General features: G+C 68.0%; 13 protein-coding genes. 10 read left to right on the top strand and 3 right to left on the bottom strand.

Translation table 11 applies throughout. The features are described from left to right. Positions 1-54: 54 nt before the first annotated feature. A complete protein-coding gene (locus tag R3E10_17685; protein ID MEZ4417591.1) occupies positions 55-870 on the top strand; it encodes an MOSC domain-containing protein in 816 nt (271 codons plus the stop codon). 81 nt (positions 871-951) lie between these two features. Here R3E10_17685 and R3E10_17680 read toward each other — a convergent pair whose 3' ends face one another. Continuing rightward, complete coding sequence (locus R3E10_17680) at positions 952-3,975, bottom strand: glycoside hydrolase (GenBank protein MEZ4417590.1); 3,024 nt, start codon at positions 3,973-3,975, stop codon at positions 952-954. A gap of 160 nt (positions 3,976-4,135) precedes the next feature. Between R3E10_17680 and R3E10_17675 the strand changes: the two genes are divergently transcribed. The 5 genes from R3E10_17675 (at position 4,136) to R3E10_17655 (ending at position 16,417) form a co-directional block, all read left to right on the top strand. Then, positions 4,136-5,842 carry an aminotransferase class V-fold PLP-dependent enzyme gene (locus R3E10_17675; GenBank protein MEZ4417589.1) on the top strand — a complete coding sequence of 569 codons (1,707 nt, stop codon included), beginning with the start codon at positions 4,136-4,138 and terminating at the stop codon, positions 5,840-5,842. A 42-nt stretch (positions 5,843-5,884) separates the two neighbouring features. Beyond that, positions 5,885-7,078 carry a DUF3810 domain-containing protein gene (locus tag R3E10_17670; GenBank protein ID MEZ4417588.1) on the top strand — a complete coding sequence of 398 codons (1,194 nt, stop codon included), beginning with the start codon at positions 5,885-5,887 and terminating at the stop codon, positions 7,076-7,078. Between the two features lie 70 nt (positions 7,079-7,148). Continuing rightward, the gene (locus R3E10_17665; GenBank protein MEZ4417587.1) at positions 7,149-8,093 is read left to right on the top strand and encodes a ring-cleaving dioxygenase; all 945 of its coding nucleotides are present in this window, start codon (positions 7,149-7,151) and stop codon (positions 8,091-8,093) included. Between the two features lie 96 nt (positions 8,094-8,189). Further along, positions 8,190-9,899 carry a glycosyltransferase family 39 protein gene (locus R3E10_17660; protein ID MEZ4417586.1) on the top strand — a complete coding sequence of 570 codons (1,710 nt, stop codon included), beginning with the start codon at positions 8,190-8,192 and terminating at the stop codon, positions 9,897-9,899. A 209-nt stretch (positions 9,900-10,108) separates the two neighbouring features. Further along, complete coding sequence (locus tag R3E10_17655; protein ID MEZ4417585.1) at positions 10,109-16,417, top strand: PKD domain-containing protein; 6,309 nt, start codon at positions 10,109-10,111, stop codon at positions 16,415-16,417. Between the two features lie 12 nt (positions 16,418-16,429). Here the strand turns inward: R3E10_17655 and R3E10_17650 are convergent, their stop codons facing one another. Then, positions 16,430-17,926 (bottom strand): sulfatase-like hydrolase/transferase, encoded by a 1,497-nt coding sequence (locus tag R3E10_17650; GenBank protein MEZ4417584.1) that lies wholly within the window; start codon positions 17,924-17,926, stop codon positions 16,430-16,432. Positions 17,927-18,095: 169 nt separating this feature from the next. Between R3E10_17650 and R3E10_17645 the strand changes: the two genes are divergently transcribed. After that, positions 18,096-19,565 (top strand): Xaa-Pro peptidase family protein, encoded by a 1,470-nt coding sequence (locus tag R3E10_17645; protein MEZ4417583.1) that lies wholly within the window; start codon positions 18,096-18,098, stop codon positions 19,563-19,565. 21 nt (positions 19,566-19,586) lie between these two features. On the opposite strand, the gene lysC is transcribed toward R3E10_17645, so the two are convergent. Beyond that, positions 19,587-20,933 carry a lysine-sensitive aspartokinase 3 gene (gene lysC / locus R3E10_17640; protein ID MEZ4417582.1) on the bottom strand — a complete coding sequence of 449 codons (1,347 nt, stop codon included), beginning with the start codon at positions 20,931-20,933 and terminating at the stop codon, positions 19,587-19,589. A 204-nt stretch (positions 20,934-21,137) separates the two neighbouring features. On the opposite strand from lysC, the gene R3E10_17635 reads away from it, so the two are divergent. From R3E10_17635 to R3E10_17625, 3 genes are read left to right on the top strand one after another with little or no spacing between them, the layout of a single operon-like run. Continuing rightward, the gene (locus tag R3E10_17635) at positions 21,138-21,620 is read left to right on the top strand and encodes a GreA/GreB family elongation factor (GenBank protein MEZ4417581.1); all 483 of its coding nucleotides are present in this window, start codon (positions 21,138-21,140) and stop codon (positions 21,618-21,620) included. A gap of 5 nt (positions 21,621-21,625) precedes the next feature. Then, positions 21,626-22,492, top strand: a complete 867-nt coding sequence (locus tag R3E10_17630) for an NAD-dependent protein deacetylase (GenBank protein MEZ4417580.1) — start codon at positions 21,626-21,628, stop codon at positions 22,490-22,492. Then, positions 22,489-23,160, top strand: coding sequence for an ABC transporter ATP-binding protein (locus R3E10_17625; GenBank protein ID MEZ4417579.1), 672 nt, complete (start codon positions 22,489-22,491; stop codon positions 23,158-23,160). The genes R3E10_17630 and R3E10_17625 overlap by 4 nt, the downstream gene beginning before the upstream one ends. Positions 23,161-23,168: the final 8 nt, after the last annotated feature.

Genomic DNA, 23,168 nt, shown 5'->3' with positions numbered 1-23,168 from the left:
CGCTGAGCGGTAGTGTCCAGGGTCCGCCCACCTCGGCGGTTCGTACAGCCCTCCATGGAGCCGACGCCGCTCGTGATCCTGGCCGAGATCGAGATCCACCCTATCAAGTCCACCCACCGCATCGCGCTGCAGGAGGCGGACGTGGTGGGGACGGGCCTGCGCTTCGACCGCAGTTGGATGGTCGTCTCGCCGGATGGTAGCTTCCTCACCGGGCGGGAACACCCCCGTTTGACGCAGATCCGCTCCGAGATCGGGGACGGGGTGCTGGAGGTTCGGGCGGAGGGACAGCCAGCGTTGCACGTGCCCCTCGTCTTCGGCGACGACGAGCGCGTGGGCGTGCAGGTCTGGAACGACACGGTCGATGCGCGGGCGGTCTCCACCGCGGCGGACCGGTGGTTCAGCACCGTGCTCGGGTTCTCCTGTCGGCTGGTGCGCCTGGATGACACCAGCCCGCGTGCGGTGGATCCGACGTACGCCCGCGCGGGGGACCAGGTCGGTTTCGCGGATGGTTACCCACTGCTGATCACTTCGATGGAGTCGTTGGCCCACCTGAACGAACGGCTTCCCGAACCCGTGACGATGGCTCGCTTCCGGCCCAACCTGGTGATCCAGGGCGCCACTCCGTTCGAGGAGGACATCTGGCAGCGCCTTCGCATCGGTGAGGTGGAGGTCGAGTTGGTCAAGCCGTGCGCCCGCTGTGTGCTCACGACGGTCGACCCCGACACGGGAGCGCGGCACGCAGTCGGCGAACCTTTGCGGACGTTGAACACGTTCCGCAACAGCCCGCGCGGAGTGCTCTTTGGGCAGAATGCCGTCCCACGGGTGCTGGGACGCGTGCGGGTGGGTGACCCCGTGGAGGTACTCGCCTAGGGAAGGCGCGCGGGGTACGCCGCTAGTGCAGAGCTTCCCCGGGGCCGCAAGGACGTCCGATCGTCGCCACGGAGCGGGGCTCTACCGGCGGCTCCGCAAGGTCTCCCAAGCGCCAATCGTCGTTTCCAGGGCGCGTCGCCTCAGCTCGATGGCGTCGACCACCTGTGAGGTCGGCCCCACATCCGCTTCGCTCACGACATCGAGCAGCGACACCAGCTCGCGGTTGAGGCGCGTCAACGTGCCCTCCAGCTCCTGTGCGCGTCGGGCGCCATCCTCACTGAGCCCCACGGTGGCGTCGCGGACCTCATCCAGGGTGGTTCGGTCGCGTCGGATCATCTCCAGGAGGTCCATCTCGATACGGTGCTGACGCTCCAGCTCCGCGTGGGCGGTCTGGACCCGGGGATCCAGGTGCACCACCAGAGGCTGCAGCCAACTCTCGCCGCCAGCGCTGAGGCGCACGTGGTACGTTCCCGGGAGGACGAGCGGACCCCGGGGCTCGGCCGGCGTATTGTGGGGGATGGCCGAAATGGGGTACGAGAACGACAAGGCCGCTGGACGCGGATAGCGGAGATCCCACACGAATCGGTGCAGGCCCGGCTGCGCTGAAAGGGTTTGCGGAGGCCGCGGCCAGTACGCGGGAACGTTCTGTCCTTCCAGCGGAGGCTCGGGGGCGTCGTCGCTCGAATAGCGCCGTACCACCCGGTCCGCCTGGTCCAGGATCTCGAGCGTCACCGGGCCGCGCACACCTTGCCCCAGGTAGTAGTGCAGGATCGCTCCGTCGGGCGGGTTCTCCCCGGCCGGCTCGTCCGCGGGCAAGGGCGTGTCCGTGTTCTTGTTCCAGCGGAACCGCCACGCCGCTCCGGGCGCCAACAGCACCCCGTCGAACGCGTCCAACATGCGGGGCGTGAGCTGACGCAGCGGCGTGATGTCGTCCAGGATCCAGAAGCCCCTTCCATGCGTGCCGATCACCAGGTCCTGATCCTTGATCACGAGATCACGAATCGAGGTGATGGGCAGGTTGTTGCGCAGCGACTGCCAGTGATCGCCATCGTCAAGAGACACGTAGACCGTGCGCTCGGTACCCGCGAACAGCAGTCCCGGCCGCACGGGATCCTCACGCACCACGTTCACGGTCTCGCCGTCTGGGATCCCTTCGCTGATGTGAGTCCACGTCCGCCCCCCGTCCCGCGTCCTGTAGATGTGCGGGCGCAGGTCGTCCAGCCGTAGCGTATTGACGGCCGCGTACGCCGCGTCCGCATTCGTGTGCGAGGCGTCCATCAACGAGATCTTGGCCCAGGGGCCGACCCCGGGCGGTGTGACGTCCGCCCAGATGGCGCCACCATCCGTGGTGCGGTGGATCAGCCCGTCGTCGGTACCCACCCAGATCACGCTGCCGTTCACGTGGGAGGGAGCGATCGTGTAGATGACACCCCGCTGGGAGGACCGGGCCGCCGGAGTGCCCCGATAGGTGCCCACGTTGGCCGGCGCATCCCAGGAGGGGCGTGAGAGATCGGGGCTGATCTGCGTCCAACTCTCTCCGCCGTTCGTGGTCTTCCAAAGCACGTTGGACGCGAAGTAGAGCGTATGCGGATCGACCGGCGAGAACAGGATCGGCATGGTGCGCACCACGCGGTAGTCGCCGTCGCGCAGCGGGCGGGGACCCACGTTCTGCACCTGCCCGGTACGGCGGTCGTATCGCGAGACCTTCCCGCCATAGACGATATCGGGGTCGAGCGGGTCGGGGGCGGCGTACCCGTATTCCTCGATCCCAACCGGGTGCCACTCGCGGAACGTGATCTGACCGTCATCGCCGCGGCTCTGCACGCACGCCGACCCGCTCTCCTGCTGGCCGCCGCACACGCGGTAGGGGAAGGCGTTATCGGTGGTCACGTGATAGAACTGCGCGGTGGGCTGGTTGTACCAGGAGCTCCAGGTCTCCCCGCCGTTGACGGTGATGATGGCCCCCTGATCCGCGGCGATCAGCATGACGTCCGGGTGCGTCGGGTCGATCCAGATCCGATGGTAGTCGTCGCCGCCGGGAGCGCCGCGAATGGCCTCGAAGGTCTGCCCGCCGTCGGTGGACTTCCAAACCACGATGCTGCCGGTGAAGACGATGTCGGGATTGGTGGGATGGACCTTCACCTCGGCGAAGTCGGAGCCGCGTTGCGTGACACGGGGGTCGTTGTTGATGCGACGCCAGGACTCGCCGGCGTCGTCGGACCGATAGAGGCCTCCGTTCTCCTGGGACTCCACGGTGGCGTAGAGCCGGCGAGGATCGGAAGGGGCGACGGTGATGCCGATGCGGGACAGACCATCCCGCTCGAAGGAGGGCAACCCTGTGGTCAGCGGGCGCCAGGTCTCGCCCCCGTCGGCCGACTTGAACAAGCCGCTGCCGGGGCCCCGGAACACCCCATTCTCCCAGGGACCTTCGCGCGCTTCCCAGAGCACCGCATAGAGGGTGTTGGCGTCCGTGGGATCGAAGGCCACATCCACGCCCCCCGTGTTCTGGTCCTTGTACAGGACCCTCTGGAACGAGCGGCCTCCATCCAGCGAACGGAAGATGCCGCGTTCCTCGTTGGGCCCGTAGGGATGCCCCAGCACCGCCACGAACAGGCGGTCCGGGTTGTCCGGATCGACGATGATCTGCGGGATCTGCTGGCCGTCGCGCAGGCCGAGGTGATTCCAGGTCTCCCCGCCGTCCGTCGACTTGTAGATGCCGTCTCCTGTCGAGAGGTCGGGCCGCTGCAGTCCCTCGCCGCTTCCCACATAGAGGGTCTGCGGCCGTGACGGCGCCACAGCGATCGCCCCGATGGATCCCGTCGGTTGATCGTCGAAGATGGGAACCCAGGTCCGCCCGTAGTCGGTGGTCTTCCACACGCCGCCGTTCACCACCCCCACGTAGAACAGCCCCGGCTGGCTGGGCACGCCGGCCGCCGCCTTGGTGCGACCGCCCCGGAAGGGACCGATCATTCGCCACCGCAACTCGGAGAGGGTTCCCTCCGGTAGGGGACCGCCGCCGACTTCCTGGGCGGGAAGGAACGCGCCAGGACACACGAGGGTGGCCAGCAGGAGCGCGAACAGGGAACTACGGTGACGGTTCGACATCGCCGGTCTTCCTGGAGTGGGTGGCGCGGACAATGTGTGCGCTTTGGCGTGGGGATGCACGGTCCCCGGGGTGCCGGACCCGCACGGACTGCCGTTCAGGCCCCCGCGGCCGTATGATGGTTGACCGACCGCGACCGAGGGGAGCCAGCCCGACCCGCCCATGACCGAACCCAACCCCATCCTGGATCTGCTGCGCTGCTCCGTGATCGGAGCGGACGAAGCCGTGTTGGGCCCGTTCGGACCGCGGCGCGTCACCTACGCCGATTACACGGCCTCGGGACGCTCGCTGAGCTTCGTCGAGGACCTGATCCGGGACGCGGTGCTCCCGCTGTATGCGAACACACACACGGAAAGCTCCGGCACCGGCTTGCAGACGACCCGGTTCCGCGAGGACGCCCGCGCGATCGTGCGTCGTTGTGTGGGGGCCACCGACGAGCATGCCGTCATCTTCTGCGGGACCGGGGCGACTGGAGCCGTCGATCGACTCATCGGGATCCTGAACCTACGGATCCCGCATGACCTCGATGCGCGCTACGCCCTGACGGAGCAGATCCCGCCGGAAGAACGGCCGGTGGTGCTCATCGGCCCGTACGAGCACCACTCCAACGAGCTCCCCTGGCGCGAGTCGATCGCAGACGTGGTCGAGATCCGCGAGGATGTGAAAGGTGGCATCGACCTCGTCCACCTGGAGGAACAACTCCAGCGCTTCCGGGACCGACCCCTCAAGATCGGCAGCTTCAGCGCGGCGTCGAACGTGACAGGCATCGTGTCGAACACCTTCGCCGTGTCCACGCTGCTCCACCGCTACGGCGCCCTTTCATTCTGGGACTTCGCGGCAGCTGCACCGTACGTCCGCATCGACATGGTACCACCCGCGGACGTGGGCGAGAGCGGCTTGGCATACAAGGACGCCGTCTTCATCTCGCCACATAAGCTCATCGGAGGCCCGGGTACGCCGGGCATCCTCGTTGTCCGCAAGGCGCTGCTTACCAACACGGTGCCGGCCGTGCCGGGTGGAGGCACGGTGTGGTATGTCAACCCGGAGGAGCACCACTACTTGCAGGATCCGGAGCACCGCGAAGAGGGCGGAACGCCGGACATCATCGGGTCCATCCGGGCCGGGCTCGTCTTCCTGGTCAAGGAGGCTGTTGGCGTCGACGTGATCCGGGAGCGGGAGGAGTCTTTCATCCGGCGAGCCATCGAGCGCTGGAAGCAGAACCCCGACATCCAGATTCTGGGAAGCTGCGAAGCGGAGCGGTTGTCCATCGTGTCGTTCATCATCAAGAACGGCTCTCGCTATCTCCACCACAACTATGTGGTGGCACTGCTCAACGATCTGTTCGGCATCCAGTCGCGCGGTGGCTGCTCGTGCGCCGGCCCTTACGGGCATCGTCTCTTGGGCATCGACCTCGACACCTCGCACGAGTTCGAGCGCGAGATCGGCCGTGGCTGTGAAGGGATCAAGCCCGGCTGGGTGCGAGTGAACTTCAACTACTTCATCTCCGAGGAGACGTTCGCCTTCGTTCTCGAGGCCGTGGACCAGGTGGCGCGCGACGGCTGGCGCCTGCTCGATCACTACGACTTCGAGATCGGCACCGGGCTCTGGCGTCACGCTGGGGGCGTGGTGGAGCCACCCCTCAGCCTGCACGACCTTCGTCTGACCGGTGAGGGGTTTCTGTACCCGCAGCACCGAAGGACCGAGACCGAAGATCAACTTCCGGCCTACCTCACGGAGGCCCGACGGATCTTTGCGGAGGCGGAGCCCGGGACCGGTCCGGGCCGCGTCCACGGCGAGCGCACGGCAGACTTCGAGGCGCTGCGCTGGTTCCCCCTGCCGGAAGAGGCGGCCGAAGCCGCTCCGGCCTGACCGCGATGTTCCGCTGAGACCGTCGCAACTCCCCTTCGAGCCGTGAGCGAGTCGACGCGCGATTTCCTGCAGCGGTGGCGCCGCGCGCTGTGGTCCGCCGCATTGGGCGCAAGCGCCTACCTGGCCTCGCTGGCGCTGCGTGCCGCGCCGGGCTTCACCGAGCGGGTCTACGCCCGTGGGATCGGCCCGGTGCTCATCGAGCCCCTCTCGCGCCTCAGCGGCCTGCTCCCCTTCGCTCTGGGCGAATGGCTGACGGCCCTCTACGTCGGTGCGTTGATGGTGATGGGCGCACGAGGCGTGTCCGGTGTCCTCTCCGGTCGTCAGCGACTGGTCACCGCGCTGGGTGAGGGGATGCGGCGCGCACTCGTTCACGTCGGAGTGCTGGCGGCGGGGTTCTATCTGCTGTGGGGTTTCAACTACGCGCGCGCGCCCCTGGCGCAGCGACTGGCGTGGCCCGCGTGGCAGGGGGCTGAGGTGGATGAGGTCGAGGCGCTGGCGATCGAGGCCCTCGAAGCGGCCAACGCCGCCTACAGGACGCTGCACGGCAGCGACGATGCGGGCGTGCCTACCCCATTCCCCGAGCCCGACGAGCGGCTGCGCTCCGCCCTGCAGAAGGGGTGGGTCGTCGCGGCCGACCGACTGGATCTGGGGCCCCAGTTCGATCGTGTGTACGGTCGTCCCAAGAGGCCGCTCAGCAGCGGTGTCCTGGCACGTTTCGGCATCGCGGGGATGTTCTTTCCCTTCACGGCGGAGGCCAACCTCATCCGCGGCCTCCCCGCCGTGAGCGCAGCCCACAGCATGGCACACGAACAGGCGCATCAGCGTGGCGTCGCGAACGAAGCGGAGGCCAGCTTCCTGGGGTTCGTGGCCGGCAGCGCGTCACTCGACCCTCTCCTACGGTATTCCTGTGCGGTGTTCGCAGCCCGCCAACTGCTCGGCGTGCTGGCGCAGGCGGACCGGGAGCGCTTCGACATGGTGACGGCCCGCTGGCTCCCGGGGGTCCGCCGCGATCTCGGGGACGCCGCTGCGTTCTGGGCACGCTACCGAGGGGTCGGTACGCGCATCGGGTCCGCAGTCAACGACCGCTACCTGAGGGCCAACCGAGTCCCCGGCGGGATCCGCAGCTATGGGATGAGCGTCATCCTTCTCATCGACTACGCGCGGCAGTCGGGAGGGGGACTGTTCGGGCCGGGATCTGCACATTCGGCGGACGGAGTGCCTGGACAGGCGCGCTAGCTTAACGGTCCGACCGAAGAGCGCGCGGCCGAGAATCCTGTAGCCCGCAAGACCTGCATAGAGGGAGCACATGTCCGCAGTGACCGGCATCCATCACGTCACCGCCATGGCCTCTCGCCCGCAGGCGAACCTCGACTTCTATGTCGGCACGCTGGGCATGCGCCTGGTCAAGCGCAGCGTGAACCAGGACGATCCCGGTACCTACCATTTCTTCTACGCGGACGGCGCGGGGACGCCGGGCACGGATCTCACCTTCTTCCCCTGGCTGCACATCGCTCCGCCGCGCCGTGGGTCGGCTGAGATCGCGGAGGTCTCGCTGACCGTGCCCGTGGGCTCCTTGTCCGAGTGGCGCGCCCGCCTGACGCGCGCCGGGGTCTCCGACGTGACGGAGGCCACGCGCTTCGGCGAGCGGTCCCTGGCGTTCAGCGACCCCGACGGGTTGCCGGTGGTGCTGGTGGAGAGCGCTGCGTCGCGCGACTTCACGCCTTGGGAGGGTGGCGGCGTTGGCGTCTCCGAGCAGGTCCGCGGTCTGCACGCAGTCCGGATCCGGGTCCGGGACCTCGGGCCCACGCGCGCTGTGCTCACCGAGCTGCTCGGGTTGGCCGACGCGGGCCAAGAGGACGGGTGGACCCGCTTCGCCGCTGCCGGCGGCGGCCCCGGCACGTGGGTGGACGTCCTGGAGACGCCGGACACGCCTCCGGCGCGTCTCGGGCGGGGCAGCATCCACCATGTCGCCTGGCGCGTTCCCGATGATGCGACTCAGGCGCAGGTACGCGATGCCCTCGCGCGCGCGGGTCTGCAGCCGACGCCGGTGATCGACCGCTTCTGGTTCCGGTCGGTGTACTTCCAGGAGCCGGGTGGAACGATCTTCGAGATTGCGACGGATGGCCCCGGGTTCGCTGTGGATGAGGCGCCGGAGAGGCTGGGGGAGACCTTGGTATTGCCGCCCTGGCTGGAGCCCCACCGGTCGCGCATCGAAGCCGTGTTGCCGCCGGTCGAGCTTCCCATGGCTTGAGAAGTGGGGTGCAGAGGCTCACCCGTCGCCAGGCCCGGTCCTTGCCAGACCGTCGTGCACCGTCGATCGAGGAGTGGTAGCAGCAGGCGAGCGTAGATGGCCGACAGCGACATAGCGCATGACCGGCACGGGGCCCGGTCGTCCGACGAGGCTGTGCACACCGGCGTTCCCTCCCCTCCGCCGTCCGTTTCGCTGTTCCTGGAGGCGGGGCTCGCTGCGGCTGTGGTCGCGCTCGGCTACCTGCTGCTGCGCACCTCCCCCGTGTTGGCGGCGGGTGCGTTCTCCGACGACGGGGTGTACCTGGCGCTAGGCAAGGCGATCGCCTCCGGGGAGGGGTACCACTCCATCTACACGGCGGGAGCACCCGTCCATCTCAAGTATCCTCCCGGTCTGCCCGCGTTCTATGCGCTCCTGTGGTGGATGGGCAGGGGGCTCGACACGGTCCATGCGCTGGCGTTGGGGGCGAGCCTGCTGGCGAGCGCGGTGGCGGCCGGCCTGCTGTGGTGGCTGGCCCGGGCGCGCTTCGGTCTCACGCGCCTGAGCACGGGGCTCTTCGTGCTGTCCCCCTTCTTCCTCGAAGGGCTGGTCCAGTACCTGAACCTCGCTACCAGCGAAGCCCCCTTCCTCCTGAGTTGGGTGATCGCGCTGGTGCTGTTCGGTCGCCTCCATCGGGCGGGGACCCCCCGGTCGCGAATGGGATGGGCGCTCGGGCTCGGATTGACCGTGGCCGCTGCGACCCTCATCCGGACTCAGGGCGTCGTGTTGGTCCCGGCCCTGCTGGTGGCGCTGCTGATCGTTCGGGCGGGCAGCCGCCCGGTCGCGCTTTTTTCGCTCTCCGCGCTGCTGCCGCTGGTATGCTGGAGCCTCTGGCACCGCCTGAGCGTCGCTGCCGGGCCCGTCAGTACCCAGCCGGACGAGGAGGCCTATTCCGACTGGCTGGGCGCGGGCGGCGGTTCCGAACTGCTCCACACCACCCTCGACGTGCTGCGTTCGCAGGTGACCCGCTACGTAGTGGCTCTTCCGAGCCATTTCGCCGAGCCGCCGGTGCTGGGTGGAGCAATCCTGGCAGCCTTGGTTCTCCTGGCGGTCGTCGGAGGTGCCCGGCGGCTCCGCAGCGATCCGGATGTAGTCTTGAGTGGAGCGGCGCTCAGCGTCGTCATCGCGCTCTGGCCGTTTTCCCAGGACCGGTTCGTATTGATCCTGCTGCCGGTGTTCGGCCTGCTGGCCGCCGCGGCGGTGCAGCGGTGGGCCCAGCCCACGGTGCACCGTGGGCGTTGGGGATACGGGCTGGCTGCGGTCCTGATCCTACTTGTGGGTGTCCGGCAGATGGAGATTCGCTCGATGCGGTTCGGCGAACGCGCGGAGGGCGAGCTCTACTTCCACCCGGCCCAGTTCCTCGTCGACAACACGCGGTACCTGGTAGCTGCCTCCCGCTGGGTCGCGGAGCGCGCGGGTACGGAGGACGTACTCCTGGCACCGCTGCCGGCAGGGATTTGGCTCTACACGGGTGTTCCGGGCGTGAACGCTACGCCGGCCGAGCCCGACGTGGGCCCTTCCGACTTCGACGTGCCCGGCGCCTTCCTTGCGCACCGGATCGCGGAGGACGGCGTCACGCTCCTTCTCCTCTGGAATCCGAACTTCGAGATCAACCGCGACGCTGCCCTGGTGCAGCGGACGTGTCCGGACGCGCTCCAATTCCTGGAAGTGACCCGCGAACCTGCCGGCGTCGCGATCTTCCGGATCAACGCGACCGATCCGTGTCTCTCGACGGAGTTTCTCGATCCGCTGACGCGGGTGCCGCGATAGGGTTCTGCGGACATCCTGCGCCTACCATCAGCGGGTCAGCTGCGAGTGTTGCGCCATCTGTTTCCTGTCCAACGGGATCCTGCTAGTTGCGCCTAAGGCGTCCGCAGTCTATAAGCATCTAGGGCGCGCAGCTGAGCGGCACTAAACATCTGGTGCCCTGGCAGTCTGCTTGTCGACTGCCTCCCCCCAAGTTGGACAAGAGGAATATCATGCGTCGGGTGTACGCCGTGGCGCTGGCCGCCGCGTTGACGGCCTGCGACCCGTGGGTCAGCCCCACCGGTCTCGATCGGGATCCCCTCCTGGTTCGGACGGAGGCGCATCGGCACATCCCCGGCACCTACAGCACCAAGGTGGTTCGCTCACGCACGGGTACTGGGCACGCGGTTTCGGCCCCACTCCCCGTCTGGGCTGCGCGATCCGAGTGGGACTGGCTCGTGCTGTTCGATGGCGAGGCCATTCGGAGCGTGGTTGCGGCGGGTCCTGGGGCACGCTCGACCCTCGCGGTCGCCTCCGACGGAGCCTCGACGAAGGCGGCGCTGCAGATCGCGTTGGATGGGGCTGGAGACGTGAGGCTCGAGCTCGTCTACCTGGATCTGGGCGGCGGCTATCGTACGGTGGCGCCATCGCCCATCGCGGCGGCGAGCTTCGTCGCAGGCGACTGGTATGTGCTGGATGCGGGCATCAACCTGTCCGCGGCCTGGCTCGGCTTGACGCATTTCCACAGCGGTGCGACGCTCGCGAGCGTCGTGGAGCCCCGAGCGGGCAGCGATGCTGGGCCTCTGTCGACTGCTGTGGTCACGGTATCGGCGGATGTGGGCGACGACGTGGGCCTGGGGCTGGCCACCCTTCCTGCGCTGGCGCGCATCCAGACGGTGGCGCTCGGGGACGGCTCACGGGGGCCGCTTCCATCGGGGGGGGCGGCGGTGTCCGGGCTGGATCCCAACGGTGCCGGCGTGGACCACTACTGGCCGTACGACGAAGGGGCCGGGTCGACGGTCGCCGACGTGGTCGGCGGCTCGCCCCTGACCTATGGCGGCAGTCACGGGGCCGACTGGTACTGGGTGGGAGGGCGCAATCCCAGTTGGGACTTCAACAGCGGGTATCCGACCGGATCGACCGCCGTCGGCGATGTGGTCGTCGAGAATGGCGTGCTCAAGCTGCACCGCTACGGGGCCGATGGTCGAGGCACCGTCCGGCTGAACGAAGAGACACGAAGTCTTGGTCTGTGGTGGGACGAGCTACATCTGATCCTCGGAACGGACACCGACGAGGACGACCAGTATCTCAACAACGCCCACCCCTACTCGGGGTTTGCGGCAGCCCTGCGCACGGACGTGGGGGCGTCCCCCCCGCCCGGCCGTGACCTGATCGCGTGGAGCATCACCAATGAGAAGGCCGGTCCGGTATTCCAGTTCCAGGCGGACGTGGGGTCCACCGGCCTGGTCCTCGTGGGCAGGGAGAACCTCGTCGATCCGGTGGGGAACGGTCCCTTCCACGTGCGGATCATGGGTCTGGGGAGCACCGTTCAGGTTGACTTCATCCGTTTGCGGTCCGCGAGCGCGCCCCTCGATCAGGATTGGCAGGGTGGCTTCGCGTCCACAGGATGGACACAGGCCCTCCTGGAAGCGCCCCACTTCGGGTTGAGGCTTTCACACAAGAACCCGGGTCCCACGGTCTACACTCCGGGTCGGTACGCGTACTACGAGGACCTGAATTCGCGCTATGTGGGTCTGTGGACGAAGACCGTGGTTCCGGGGCCCGGCAACCAACCGCCAACCGCATCCTTCACCTCTGGCTGCACCGACCTGGACTGCGCCTTTGCGGACGGCAGCACCGATGTGGACGGCACGGTGGTGGGCTGGGCGTGGGACTTCGGCGATGGGGGTACCTCGACGGCCCAGAGCCCGGCGCATATCTACGCCGCAGCCGGCACCTACTCCGTGACGCTGACAGTCACCGACGACGACGGTGCAACCGACGCGGTGGTGCAGACGGTCAGCCCGACGCCCGCGAACCAGGCGCCGACGGCGGCGTTCACGTCCGCCTGTACGGACCTCGACTGTACGTTCACGGACGGCAGCACGGACGTCGACGGCACAGTGGTGAGCTGGGACTGGGCGTTCGGGGATGGAGGGACCTCAACAGCCCAGAACCCAACGCACACCTACGCCGGGGCTGGCACCTACTCGGTGAGCCTCACGGTCACCGACGATGACGGCGCCACCCACGCGGTGACGCAGTCGGTCAGCCCGACGCCCGCCAACCAGGCACCGACAGCGGCGTTCACATCCGCCTGTACGGACCTCGACTGTACGTTCACGGACGGAAGCACGGATGTCGACGGTACCGTGGTCGCGTGGAGCTGGGACTTTGGAGATGGCGGCACCTCGGCTGCCCAGAGTCCGACCCACACGTACGGCGCTGCCGGGACCTACTCGGTGACGCTGATGGCCACCGACGATGACGGGGCCAGCCACGCGGTGGTGCAGACGGTCAGCCCGACGCCCGCGAACCAGGCCCCGACGGCGGCGTTCACGTCCGCCTGTACGGACCTCGACTGCACGTTCACGGACGGCAGCACGGACGTCGACGGCACCGTGGTCGCGTGGAGCTGGGCGTTCGGAGACGGCGGCACGTCCGCAGCCCAGAACCCGACGCACACGTACCCGGCCGCCGGTACCTACTCCGTCACCTTGACCGTGACCGACGATGACGGTGCAACCCACGCGGTGGTGCAGACGGTCAGCCCGACGCCCGCGAACCAGGCGCCGACGGCGGCGTTCACATCCGCGTGTACGGACCTGGACTGTACGTTCACGGACGGCAGCACGGACGTGGATGGCACGGTGGTGAGCTGGGACTGGGCGTTCGGAGACGGGGCCACTGCCACAGCCCAGAACCCAACGCACACCTACCCCGGGGCTGGCGCCTACTCGGTGACGCTGATGGTGACCGACGATGACGGGGCCACCCACGCGGTGGTCCAATCGGTCACGCCGACGGCACCCAACCAAGCGCCGACCGCTGCGTTCACCTCGGCGTGCACCGATCTCGATTGCACGTTCACGGACGGCAGCACGGACGTGGACGGCGCAGTGGTGAGCTGGGCGTGGGACTTCGGGGATGGGGGCACATCGACGGCCCAGAACCCGGCGCACACCTACGCCGTGGCCGGTACCTACTCCGTCACCTTGACCGTGACCGACGATGACGGCGCCACCCACGCGGTTGTACAATCGGTCAGCCCGACGGCACCCAACCAGGCCCCGACAGCGGCGTTCACATCCGCCTGTACGGCTCTGGACTGCACGTTCACGGACGGGAGCGTCGACGTGGATGGCGCAGTGGTGATGTGGGCGTGGGACTTCGGGGATGGGGGCACCTCGACCGCCCAGAACCCGGCGCATATCTACGCTGCGGCGGGCACCTACTCGGTGAGCCTCACAGTCACCGATGATGACGGGGCCACGCACGCGGTGGTCCAGTCGGTCACGCCGACGGCACCCAACCAAGCCCCGACGGCTGCGTTCACATTCGGCTGCACGGCGCTCAACTGCACGTTCACGGACGGCAGCACGGACGTCGACGGCACCGTGGTGGCGTGGAGCTGGGCGTTCGGAGACGGGGCCACCGCCACGATCCAAAACCCGAGTCACACTTATGGCGCAGCAGGCACCTACTCCGTGACCCTGCTGGTGACCGACGACGACGGGGCTACGCACGCGGTGGTGCAGACGGTCAGCCCGACGCCCGCGAACCAGGCACCGACAGCGGCGTTCACATCCGCATGTACGGACCTCGACTGCACGTTCACGGACGGCAGCACGGATGTGGACGGCACCGTGGTCGCGTGGATTTGGGCGTTCGGAGACGGCGGCACGTCGACCGCCCAGAGCCCGACCTACACGTATGCCGCCGCCGGCACCTACTCGGTGAGCCTCACAGTCACCGACGACGACGGCGCCACCCACACCCTGGTGCAGACGGTCAGCCCGACGCCCGCGAACCAGGCGCCGACGGCGGCGTTCACGTCCTCCTGTACGGACCTCGACTGTACGTTCACGGACGGCAGCACGGATGTGGACGGCACCGTGGTCGCGTGGAGCTGGACGTTTGGAGACGGCGGCACGTCCACCGCCCAGAGTCCGACCCACACGTACAGCGCTGCCGGCACCTACTCGGTGACGCTGATGGTGACCGACGATGACGGGGCCACCCACGCGGTGGTCCAATCGGTCACGCCGACGGCACCCAACCAAGCGCCGACAGCCGCATTCGCCTCGGCGTGCACCGATCTCGATTGCACGTTCACGGACGGCAGCACGGACGTGGACGGCGCAGTGGTGAGCTGGGCGTGGGACTTCGGGGATGGGGGCACGTCGACGGCCCAGAACCCGGCGCACACCTACGCCGTGGCCGGCACCTACTCGGTGAGCCTCATGGTCACCGACGACGGTGGGGCCACCCACGCGGTGGTGCAGTCGGTCAGCCCGACGCCGCCGAACCAGGCGCCGACCGCTGCGTTCACCTCGGCGTGTACCGATCTCGATTGCACGTTCACGGACGGAAGCACGGACGCGGATGGCACCGTGGTGGCGTGGAGCTGGGCGTTCGGAGACGGGGCCACCGCCACGGTCCAAAACCCGAGCCACACCTACGCCGCGGCGGGTACCTACTCGGTGAGCCTCACGGTCACCGACGACGACGGTGCCACCCACACGGTGGTCCAGTCGGCCAGCCCGACGGCGCCCAACCAGGCGCCGACGGCTGCGTTCACGTTCGGGTGCACGGCACTCGACTGCACGTTTGCGGACGGCAGCACAGATGTGGACGGCACCGTAGTGGCGTGGAGCTGGGCGTTCGGAGACGGGGCCACCGCCACGGTCCAAAACCCCAGCCACACCTATGCCGCGGCGGGCACCTACTCGGTGAGCCTCACGGTCACCGACGACGACGGTGCCAGCCACGCGGTGGTCCAGTCGGTGAGCCCGACGGCGCCCAACCAGGCGCCGACGGCTGCGTTCACGTTCGGGTGCACGGCACTCGACTGCACGTTCACGGACGGAAGCACGGACGTGGACGGCACCGTAGTGGCGTGGAGCTGGGCGTTCGGAGACGGGGCCACCGCCACGGTCCAAAACCCGAGCCACACCTATGCCGCGGCGGGCACCTACTCGGTGAGCCTCATGGTCACCGACGACGGTGGGGCCACCCACGCGGTGGTGCAGTCGGTCAGCTCGACGGCACCCAACCAAGCGCCGACAGCCGCGTTCACCTCGGCGTGTACCGATCTCGACTGCACGTTCACGGACGGCAGCACGGACGTGGACGGCACCGTAGTGGCGTGGAGCTGGGCGTTCGGAGACGGGGCCACCGCCACGGTCCAAAACCCGAGCCACACCTACGCCGCGGCGGGCACCTACTCGGTGAGCCTCACAGTCACTGACGACGACGGCGCCACGCACGCGGTGGTGCAGTCGGTCAGCCCGACGCCCACCAACCAGGCGCCGACGGCTGCGTTCACGTCCGCCTGTACGGACCTCGACTGCACGTTCACGGACGGCAGCACGGACGTCGACGGCACAGTGGTCGCGTGGAGCTGGGACTTTGGAGATGGCGGCACCTCGGCTACCCAGAGTCCGACCCACACGTACGGCGCTGCCGGCACCTACTCGGTGACGCTGATGGTGACCGACGATGACGGGGCCAGCCACGCGGTGGTGCAGTCGGTCAGCCCGACGCCGCCGAACCAGGCGCCGACCGCTGCGTTCACGTTCGGGTGCACGGCTCTGGACTGCACGTTCACGGACGGGAGCGTCGACGTGGATGGCGCAGTGGTGATCTGGGCGTGGGACTTCGGAGATGGGGGCACCTCGACGGCCCAGAACCCGGCGCACACCTACGCCGTGGCCGGCACCTACTCGGTGAGCCTCACAGTCACTGACGACGACGGCGCCACGCACGCGGTGGTGCAGTCGGTCAGCCCGACGGCGCCCAACCAGGCACCGACCGCTGCGTTCACCTCGGCGTGTACCGATCTCGATTGCACGTTCACGGACGGAAGCACGGACGTGGATGGCACCGTGGTGGTCTGGGCGTGGGACTTCGGGGATGGGGGCACCTCGACGGCTCAGAACCCAACGCACACCTACGCCGGCGCCGGCACCTACTCGGTGAGCCTCACGGTCACCGACGACGACGGTGCCACCCACGCGGTGGTCCAGTCGGTGAGCCCGACGGCGCCCAACCAGGCGCCGACCGCTCGCTTCAATCGTCAGTGCGGACTGAGCGACTGCACGTTCAGTGATCGGAGTAGCGACCCCGACGGCACGGTGGTGGCGTGGAGCTGGGACTTCGGCGACGGAACGGCGTCGAGCCTGCAGAACCCACAGCACACCTTCTTGGCGCCCGGAAACTACTTCGTCACCTTGATCGTGACCGACGATGACGGCGCAACGGGCACGAGGGTAGACGACATTCTGTGCACGCAACGCCCCAACGGTCTGCGGTGTCGCTGATCAGGGCCTCGGTCAGTAGCTCAGTCCCAATGCCTCCAGGCTCAGACGGCGAAGCTCCGCCTTGAGGTTCTCGCGGATGCCGGCCGAGGAGGGATCGTCGACGATGTTGTCCAACTCATAGGGATCGGCGGTCAGGTCGTACATCTCGTCGAGCTCCGGATGGTGCGTCCAGCGGATGTACTTGTGGCTCCTGGTGCGCACCATTCGGTAGTCCATGTCCAGAAGCCAGGGCATGGGGCTCTCGTAGGTGTAGAACTCGACCAGTAGTGAAGTTCTCCAGTTCGCCGGGGTCTGTCCGGACAACGCGGGGAGCAAGGACCGGCCCTGGATTTGATCGGAGATGGGGAGCCCAGCCAGGTCGAGCACCGTGGGGGCGATATCCACGGAGACGGCGATCGCCTCCGGCCGGAGGCCGGCGGACACCACGGGCGGATAACGCACGAGCAGGGGGTTGCGCACGGACTCCTCGTACGGAAGTCGTCGTTCGAGGCTCAAACCGTGTTCGCCGAAGAAGTAGCCGTTGTCGCTCGTGAGGACGATGGCAGTACGGTCGAGCGTGCCCCGCGCTTCCAGCGCCTCGAGAAGGCGACCCAGGCTCTCGTCCACCGCCAGGAGCATCTCAGCTCGTCGTCGGATCGACTCCTCACTGGTGCCGGGATCAAGGATCCCGCCGAAGTCGCGGGTGATGGCGGGAGTGGCGCGGTAGGCCAAGGCGCGCTGCAGCGCCGGCTGTTCGTCCAGTTCCTCGGCGGAGTCGACCACGTTCGGCCGCCGGGGGAAAACCTCCTGCTCGTACCGTCCACGGTGCCGGGGCGCCGGGACATAGCCCAAAGAAGAACTCGGGTCCACGGAGCCGTCGTCGCGCTGCCGGATGTCCGGGTGCACGGCCTTGTGCGCGAGGTAGACGAGCCACGGCTGACCCTCGGGCTGCGCATCGATGAAGGAGAGCGCTCGATCCGTCAGCAGGTCCGTCGTGTATCCCGGCACAACCTGAAGGCGGCCGTCTTCGAAGAGCTCCGGATCCGTCGACCGTCCCTGCCCGGGAAGCCCCACCCAGTAGTCGAACCCGGGCCTCGGCGTCGGATCGTTCCCCATATGCCACTTCCCGAGGAAGGCGGTGCGATACCCCTCCGTCTGCATCACCTGGGGAAATGTCTCCAGGGTGTGACTGAGCAGACTCCGTGACACGTTGTCGATGACACCGTGCCGCGAGGGGTACTGGCCCGTAAGGATGCTGGCACGGTTGGGCGAACACAGCGGGACCGCGTGGAAGGACTGGGTGAAGAGCGCGCCCTCCGCGGCCAAGCGATCGATGTTGGGTGTCTCCAGATAGGGATGTCCGGCCGCCCCGAACTCGTCCCAGCGCAGATCGTCGACGACGACGACGAGGACATCCGGGCGGGGGCCGGGGATCTGGGGCACCGATTCCGTCACCGGTGCGGCGTCGGGCGACGGACGGCACGCGAACAGGAAGAGGAGCGGCACGAGTGCTCGGCGGCGGATGCGCATGTCGATTCCTGTCGAGGGCTTGGAGTAGAGACGGCACGATGTCGACGGAGGCCGCAGGCGGGCAAGCGGTGGCGGGACGGCCGCGGAGGTAACCGGTCCGCAGCGGGTGGCGCCTGTGCCTGCGCGGTCCCATGCTTGGCCGTCACCTACCACCACAGGCGCTGACTCGATGATGCGACCCGTCCCCGGCCTCCTATGCTGCCTGCTTCTGCTGGCCCCGGCCAGCGCGGCGGCGCAGCGGGAGATCGCCGTGCCCACGTCTGCCTACGCCGCCCGCCGCGCCCGCCTGTTCGAGCAGGTGGGTCGTCAGCCCGTCCTGGTGCCCGGTGCCTACCTCGTCCGCTCGGGGGGGGAGGGTCGCCAGGATCCAGACTTCTGGTACCTGACCGGAATCGAGTCGCCGTACGCCGTGCTCCTGATCTACCCGGACGGCACTCCGGACGGCGCCAGCGTGGTCTTCCTCCCCGATTCGTTCCAATTCGCCGGCGCGCAGTACTCCATTCCCGACGAACGCTTCCGCTACTCGGCCTGGAATCGCACCATCCTGAGAATCGCTCCGGGAGAGGAAACGGCGCGCCGGCTCGGCGTGGAGGAGTCTCTGCCGATCGACGGATTCACGGACGCGCTGGCGCGACTCGTCGGAGACTCCGAGGTGCTCTGGTTCCTGCGCGACACCGGCCGCCTTTACGCTCCTCCGGGGCTGAGTGGGCCGCGGTCCTACCGTCAGCAGCTGGAGGAGGCCGTGGCCTCGCGTCTCCCCGGCGTGCGCATCGAGAATGTCAGTCCACTCCTTCACCGTATGCGGCTGATCAAGGATGCTCATGAGATCGAGGCGCTACGGACTGCGGCACGCATCTCCGCCACCGGCCTCCTCTCCGCCATGAAAGCCATCGCTCCGGGCAAGAACGACCTCGAGATCGCTGGCGTGATGGAGGCCACCTGGAAGGCGGAGGGCTCCACGCGAGCTGCCTTTGCCCCGATCGTGGTGTCGGGAGACGCGGCGGTCTCTCTGTACACGCTCCGCTCGGAGAAGTACAACCACACTTGGCGCGAGATGAAGGACGGTGAGCTGATCTTCATCGACTACGGAGCCGCGGAGTACGACATGTACGGGTCCGACCTGTGCCGCACGTTTCCCGTGTCCGGTCACTTCTCGGACGAGCAACGCCGATACTACGAGATCGTGCTGGAGGCCCAGGAGGCGGCACTCGCCAGGATCCGGCCGGGCGTGCGCATGGAGGACGTGATTCGGGCGGCCGCGGGGGTATTCAAGGCCCACGGCCTGCAGCGCAATGAGGACATCGATACCATGGGCGCGGACCGGGTCTGGGGGCTGATGCCTTCGCCGACCTACTGGGTCGATGGCCCGGGCGAGCTGACCCACTACAGCGGCGCACGCGGCACCGGTGTCCGAGACCTCGGTCATCACATCGGGCTCGACGCCACGGATAGCCGCGACTACAGCACCCCGCTACAGCCCGGGATGGTGTTCACGGTCGAGCCCAAGCTCTACATCCCCGAGCTGGGTATCGCCATCATGATCGAGGACATGATCCTGGTCACCGAGGACGGCTACGAGAACCTGTCGGTGACGGCCCCCAAGACGGTGGAGGAGATCGAAGCGGTGATGCGGCGCTGACGAGCTCGGGACGCCGTCGTCCTACCCGAACAGCGCTGCGTGCAACCTGCGCACCGCCTCCGGCACGTCTTCCTCTTTCACCACCAGAGACAGGTTGATCTCGTTGGCACCCATGGAGATCATCTCCACGTTGATGTCCGCCAACGCCCCGAAGATCTTGGTTCCCACGCCGGCGGTGGCCTTCAGGCGCTCGCCGATCACCGCGACCACCGCGCGACCTTCCGCCACTGCCACCCGGGAGAACTCACGCAGTTCTGCGAGGACCTCCTTGAGCGACACGTCGCTACCCACCGTCAGCGACACGCTGACCTCCGCCGTGGCGACGAGGTCCACGTCCACCTCGTGACGACCGAACACCTCGAAGAGCCGTTCCAGAAAGCCGGATTGGAGGAGCATGCGTGAAGACGTGACCGTGATCACGGTGATGCCGGTCCGGCTGGCGATCGCGGTCACGGGCCGGCCGGTCTCCACCTCGGCCTGAATGGTGGTGTAGCGGCCGTCCGGGCGCATCGTGTCGCGAACCGTGACGGGGATGCCGGCATTGACCGCCGGCTGGATGGTGGCGGGGTGCAGCACCTTGGCGCCAAAGGCCGCAAGCTCGGCCGCTTCTGCGAACGACAGCTCCGCGATGGGCCGGGCGTCCCGCACGATGCGGGGGTCCGCGGTATAGACCCCTTCGACGTCCGTCCAGATCTGTACCTCCGCGGCACCGAGGGACTCGCCGAGCAATGCTGCGGTGAAGTCACTCCCACCGCGGCCCAGCGTGGTGGTCACCCCGTCTTCGGTGGCTCCGATGAAGCCCTCGGTCACCACCGCCTTGTCGGGACCGACGTGCGGAGCAACGAGCGTGGCACAGAGGCCTGCGAGAGCCGCTCGGTCGGGGCGGGCCTTGCCGAAATCGTCGTCGGTGCGGGTGACCGTGCGCGCATCCACGTGGGTGACGAACACGCCCTCTTCGCGAAGGTGATCCGTGAAGATCAGGGTGGACAAACGCTCGCCGAAGCTCGCAATGGCATCCCGGGAGCGTGGAGACAGCTCGCGCAGCAAACCGATGCCTCGGATCAGCAGCTCGATCTCGTGCACGTAGGCGTCGATGTCGTCGTCCAGTTCGTGCGAGGGTCCGAGGAGGTCGTGGGCCAGCGTGCGATGGCGCTCCCCCAGGGCCCGCACGTCCAGGAGCGCTCGCTCCACCTCACCGGCCTCGGCGGATTCGGCGGCCGACAACAGCGTGTTGGTGGTCCCTGCCGTGGCCGACAGCACCACCACGGGGGCAGCGGGCAGCGCGTCCCGCACCAGGACGCCCACCCTGCGCATGCGGTCGGCATCGGCTACCGAAGTGCCGCCGAACTTGAGGATTCGTGGTCTCATGAATCCAAGCTGATGGCAGCCCCAGGGGCGGGCAAGGCGGTGGGGAAGGGGCGGACCTTGGCGCCTCCGCGTCCCTTGGATAGCTTCCGCTAGGACGGAGCCCGAGGGCTCCGCCCCCAGACGTTCGGGCCCCACGTACACACGGGGCCGCCCCACCGACCCATCGGTCATCAGTCCCGAAGAACGCAGTCCCGAGGCAACCCTATGCTCGACGAAATCCGAGAGAAGCTGGAAGGGGAGATCGCCCACCTGACGGAGGAGCTCACCGTTCACCTGCCGGATCGCATCCGCAAGGCGGTGGAATTGGGAGACCTGCGGGAGAATGCCGAGTACAAATCGGCGCTCGAGCGTCAGCAGTTCGTCCAAGCTCGATTGGGACATCTCACCCAGCGCATGTCGGAGCTCTCCAAGATCAACGTGAAGGAGATGCCGCATGATCGCGTGGGGTTCGGGTCGCGCGTGAAGGTGCACGACCCGATCATGGAGGAGGAGGTCACATTCACGATCGTGGCCAGTGACTTCATGGACCTCGACGGTGGACAGGTCTCAATGGCCTCTCCGATCGGGCGTGGGTTGCTGGGTTCGGCCAGCGGGGACGAGGTGTCCATCGAGCTGCCCGTGGGCCGGCGGGTCTTCAGGGTGCTGGAAGTGCTGACCCTGCCCCAGCAGCTCGGGATGAGCCAGTAGTCACCGTGCGTCCGGAGGCGGACCCGGTTGCCGAGCAGCTCCCGCCCCTGATCGAGGCGCTGGCCGCGCTCATGCGGGAGCGGCCGACCGTCGTCTTGTCGGGGGCGGGCATCAGCACCGAATCGGGGATTCCCGACTACCGTAGCCCGGCGTCCGCGCCCCGGCGCCCACCGATTCAATTCCGCGAGTTTATCGGCGACGAAGCGGTGCGTCAGCGATACTGGACCCGGAGCAGCGTGGGGTGGCGGCGGGTCGCCGACGCCCAGCCGAATGCGGGACACCGTGCCCTGGCCAGGCTCGAACAGGCGGGCCTCATCCGGGGCATCATCACGCAGAACGTCGATGAGCTCCACCAGCGCGCAGGCAGCTCCCGCGTGCTGGAGCTTCACGGGACCCTCAGCACCGTGCGCTGTCTTTCCTGCGACGACCGGAGCACGCGCGAGGCGCTGCAGCAGCGTCTCCTCGCGGAGAACCCGGCCTTGAGCGAGACGCTCGCTCCCGTTGCTCCCGATGGGGATGCGGAGGTGCCGACGGCGCTCATCGCTGGGGTGCGGGTGCCCGCCTGCCAGGCCTGCGGCGGGATGCTCAAGCCGGACGTGGTCTTCTTCGGTGAAAACGTGCCCAAGCCGCGCGTCGAGAACGCGTGGTCGCTCTACCGGGACGGCGACGTGCTCCTGGTCGTGGGCTCGTCCCTGACGGTCTTCTCGGGCTACCGCTTCGTGTTGAAGGCAAGCCAGGAAGGGCGCCCGATCGCGATCGCCAACCTCGGTCCCACACGGGGCGATCCGCTGGCGGCCATGCGTGTGGAGGGACCGCTCGGCACGGTCCTGCCCGCGCTCAGTGACGCGCTGGGGGTGGCCGGTCCCGCATGATCGAGTTGGAGGGTGTCTCCAAGAGCTACCGGGAAGGAGAGCGGCTGCGCCCGGTGCTCGAGTCCACCGACGCACGTGTCGAGGAAGGAGAGTGGGTGGCTCTGCTCGGCCCCAGCGGCTCAGGCAAGACCACGGTGCTCAACCTGATCAGCGGCATCGACCGACCGGACGCCGGCAGGGTGCGTGTGGCAGGAGTCGACTTGACCGGCCTGGGAGAGCGCGAACGCACGCTGTTTCGCCGGCGGAGCATCGGATTCGTCTTCCAGTCCTTCAACCTGCTCCCCACGCTGACCGTGGAGGAGAACCTCCTGCTTCCGCTCGAGTTGAACCGACTGGATTCAAGCGGACGCCGGGCCGAAGTCATGCACATCCTCGACGAGGTGGGGCTAGGAGATCGCAGGAGCGCCTATCCGGACCGATTGTCGACGGGTGAGCGTCAGCGCGTGGCGATCGCGCGGGCCCTGGCGCACGATCCGCCGATCATCCTGGCCGACGAGCCCACGGGCAACCTCGATGCCGAGACAGGTGCGCACGTGATGGAGCTGATGGACCGCCTGCTGCACCGCCGAGGGAAGACCATGCTGACGGTCACGCACAGTGAGGCCCTCGCCAGCCGCGCCGACCGCATCATGGAGCTGAGGAATCGCTCGCTCCTGTCCCGTTCGTGACGGCGCGC

It is taken from the genome of Gemmatimonadota bacterium (assembly GCA_041390105.1).
Classification (GTDB): domain Bacteria; phylum Gemmatimonadota; class Gemmatimonadetes; order Longimicrobiales; family Gaopeijiaceae; genus JAGQIF01.
Note: the sequence above shows the minus strand (reverse complement) of the source record. Positions and strands in the feature narration are given on the sequence as shown.

What these genes read in the sequence shown, in the direction of transcription:
- R3E10_17675 (MEZ4417589.1), top strand. Translation starts at nt 4,136, where the DNA reads ATGACCGAACCCAACCCCATCCTGGATCTGCTGCGCTGCTCCGTGATC.
- R3E10_17685 (MEZ4417591.1), top strand. Translation starts at nt 55, where the DNA reads ATGGAGCCGACGCCGCTCGTGATCCTGGCCGAGATCGAGATCCACCCT.
- R3E10_17645 (MEZ4417583.1), top strand. Translation starts at nt 18,096, where the DNA reads ATGATGCGACCCGTCCCCGGCCTCCTATGCTGCCTGCTTCTGCTGGCC.
- R3E10_17680 (MEZ4417590.1), bottom strand. Translation starts at nt 3,975, where the DNA reads ATGTCGAACCGTCACCGTAGTTCCCTGTTCGCGCTCCTGCTGGCCACC.
- R3E10_17650 (MEZ4417584.1), bottom strand. Translation starts at nt 17,926, where the DNA reads ATGCGCATCCGCCGCCGAGCACTCGTGCCGCTCCTCTTCCTGTTCGCG.
- R3E10_17660 (MEZ4417586.1), top strand. Translation starts at nt 8,190, where the DNA reads ATGGCCGACAGCGACATAGCGCATGACCGGCACGGGGCCCGGTCGTCC.
- R3E10_17665 (MEZ4417587.1), top strand. Translation starts at nt 7,149, where the DNA reads ATGTCCGCAGTGACCGGCATCCATCACGTCACCGCCATGGCCTCTCGC.
- R3E10_17635 (MEZ4417581.1), top strand. Translation starts at nt 21,138, where the DNA reads ATGCTCGACGAAATCCGAGAGAAGCTGGAAGGGGAGATCGCCCACCTG.
- R3E10_17655 (MEZ4417585.1), top strand. Translation starts at nt 10,109, where the DNA reads ATGCGTCGGGTGTACGCCGTGGCGCTGGCCGCCGCGTTGACGGCCTGC.
- lysC (MEZ4417582.1), bottom strand. Translation starts at nt 20,933, where the DNA reads ATGAGACCACGAATCCTCAAGTTCGGCGGCACTTCGGTAGCCGATGCC.
- R3E10_17625 (MEZ4417579.1), top strand. Translation starts at nt 22,489, where the DNA reads ATGATCGAGTTGGAGGGTGTCTCCAAGAGCTACCGGGAAGGAGAGCGG.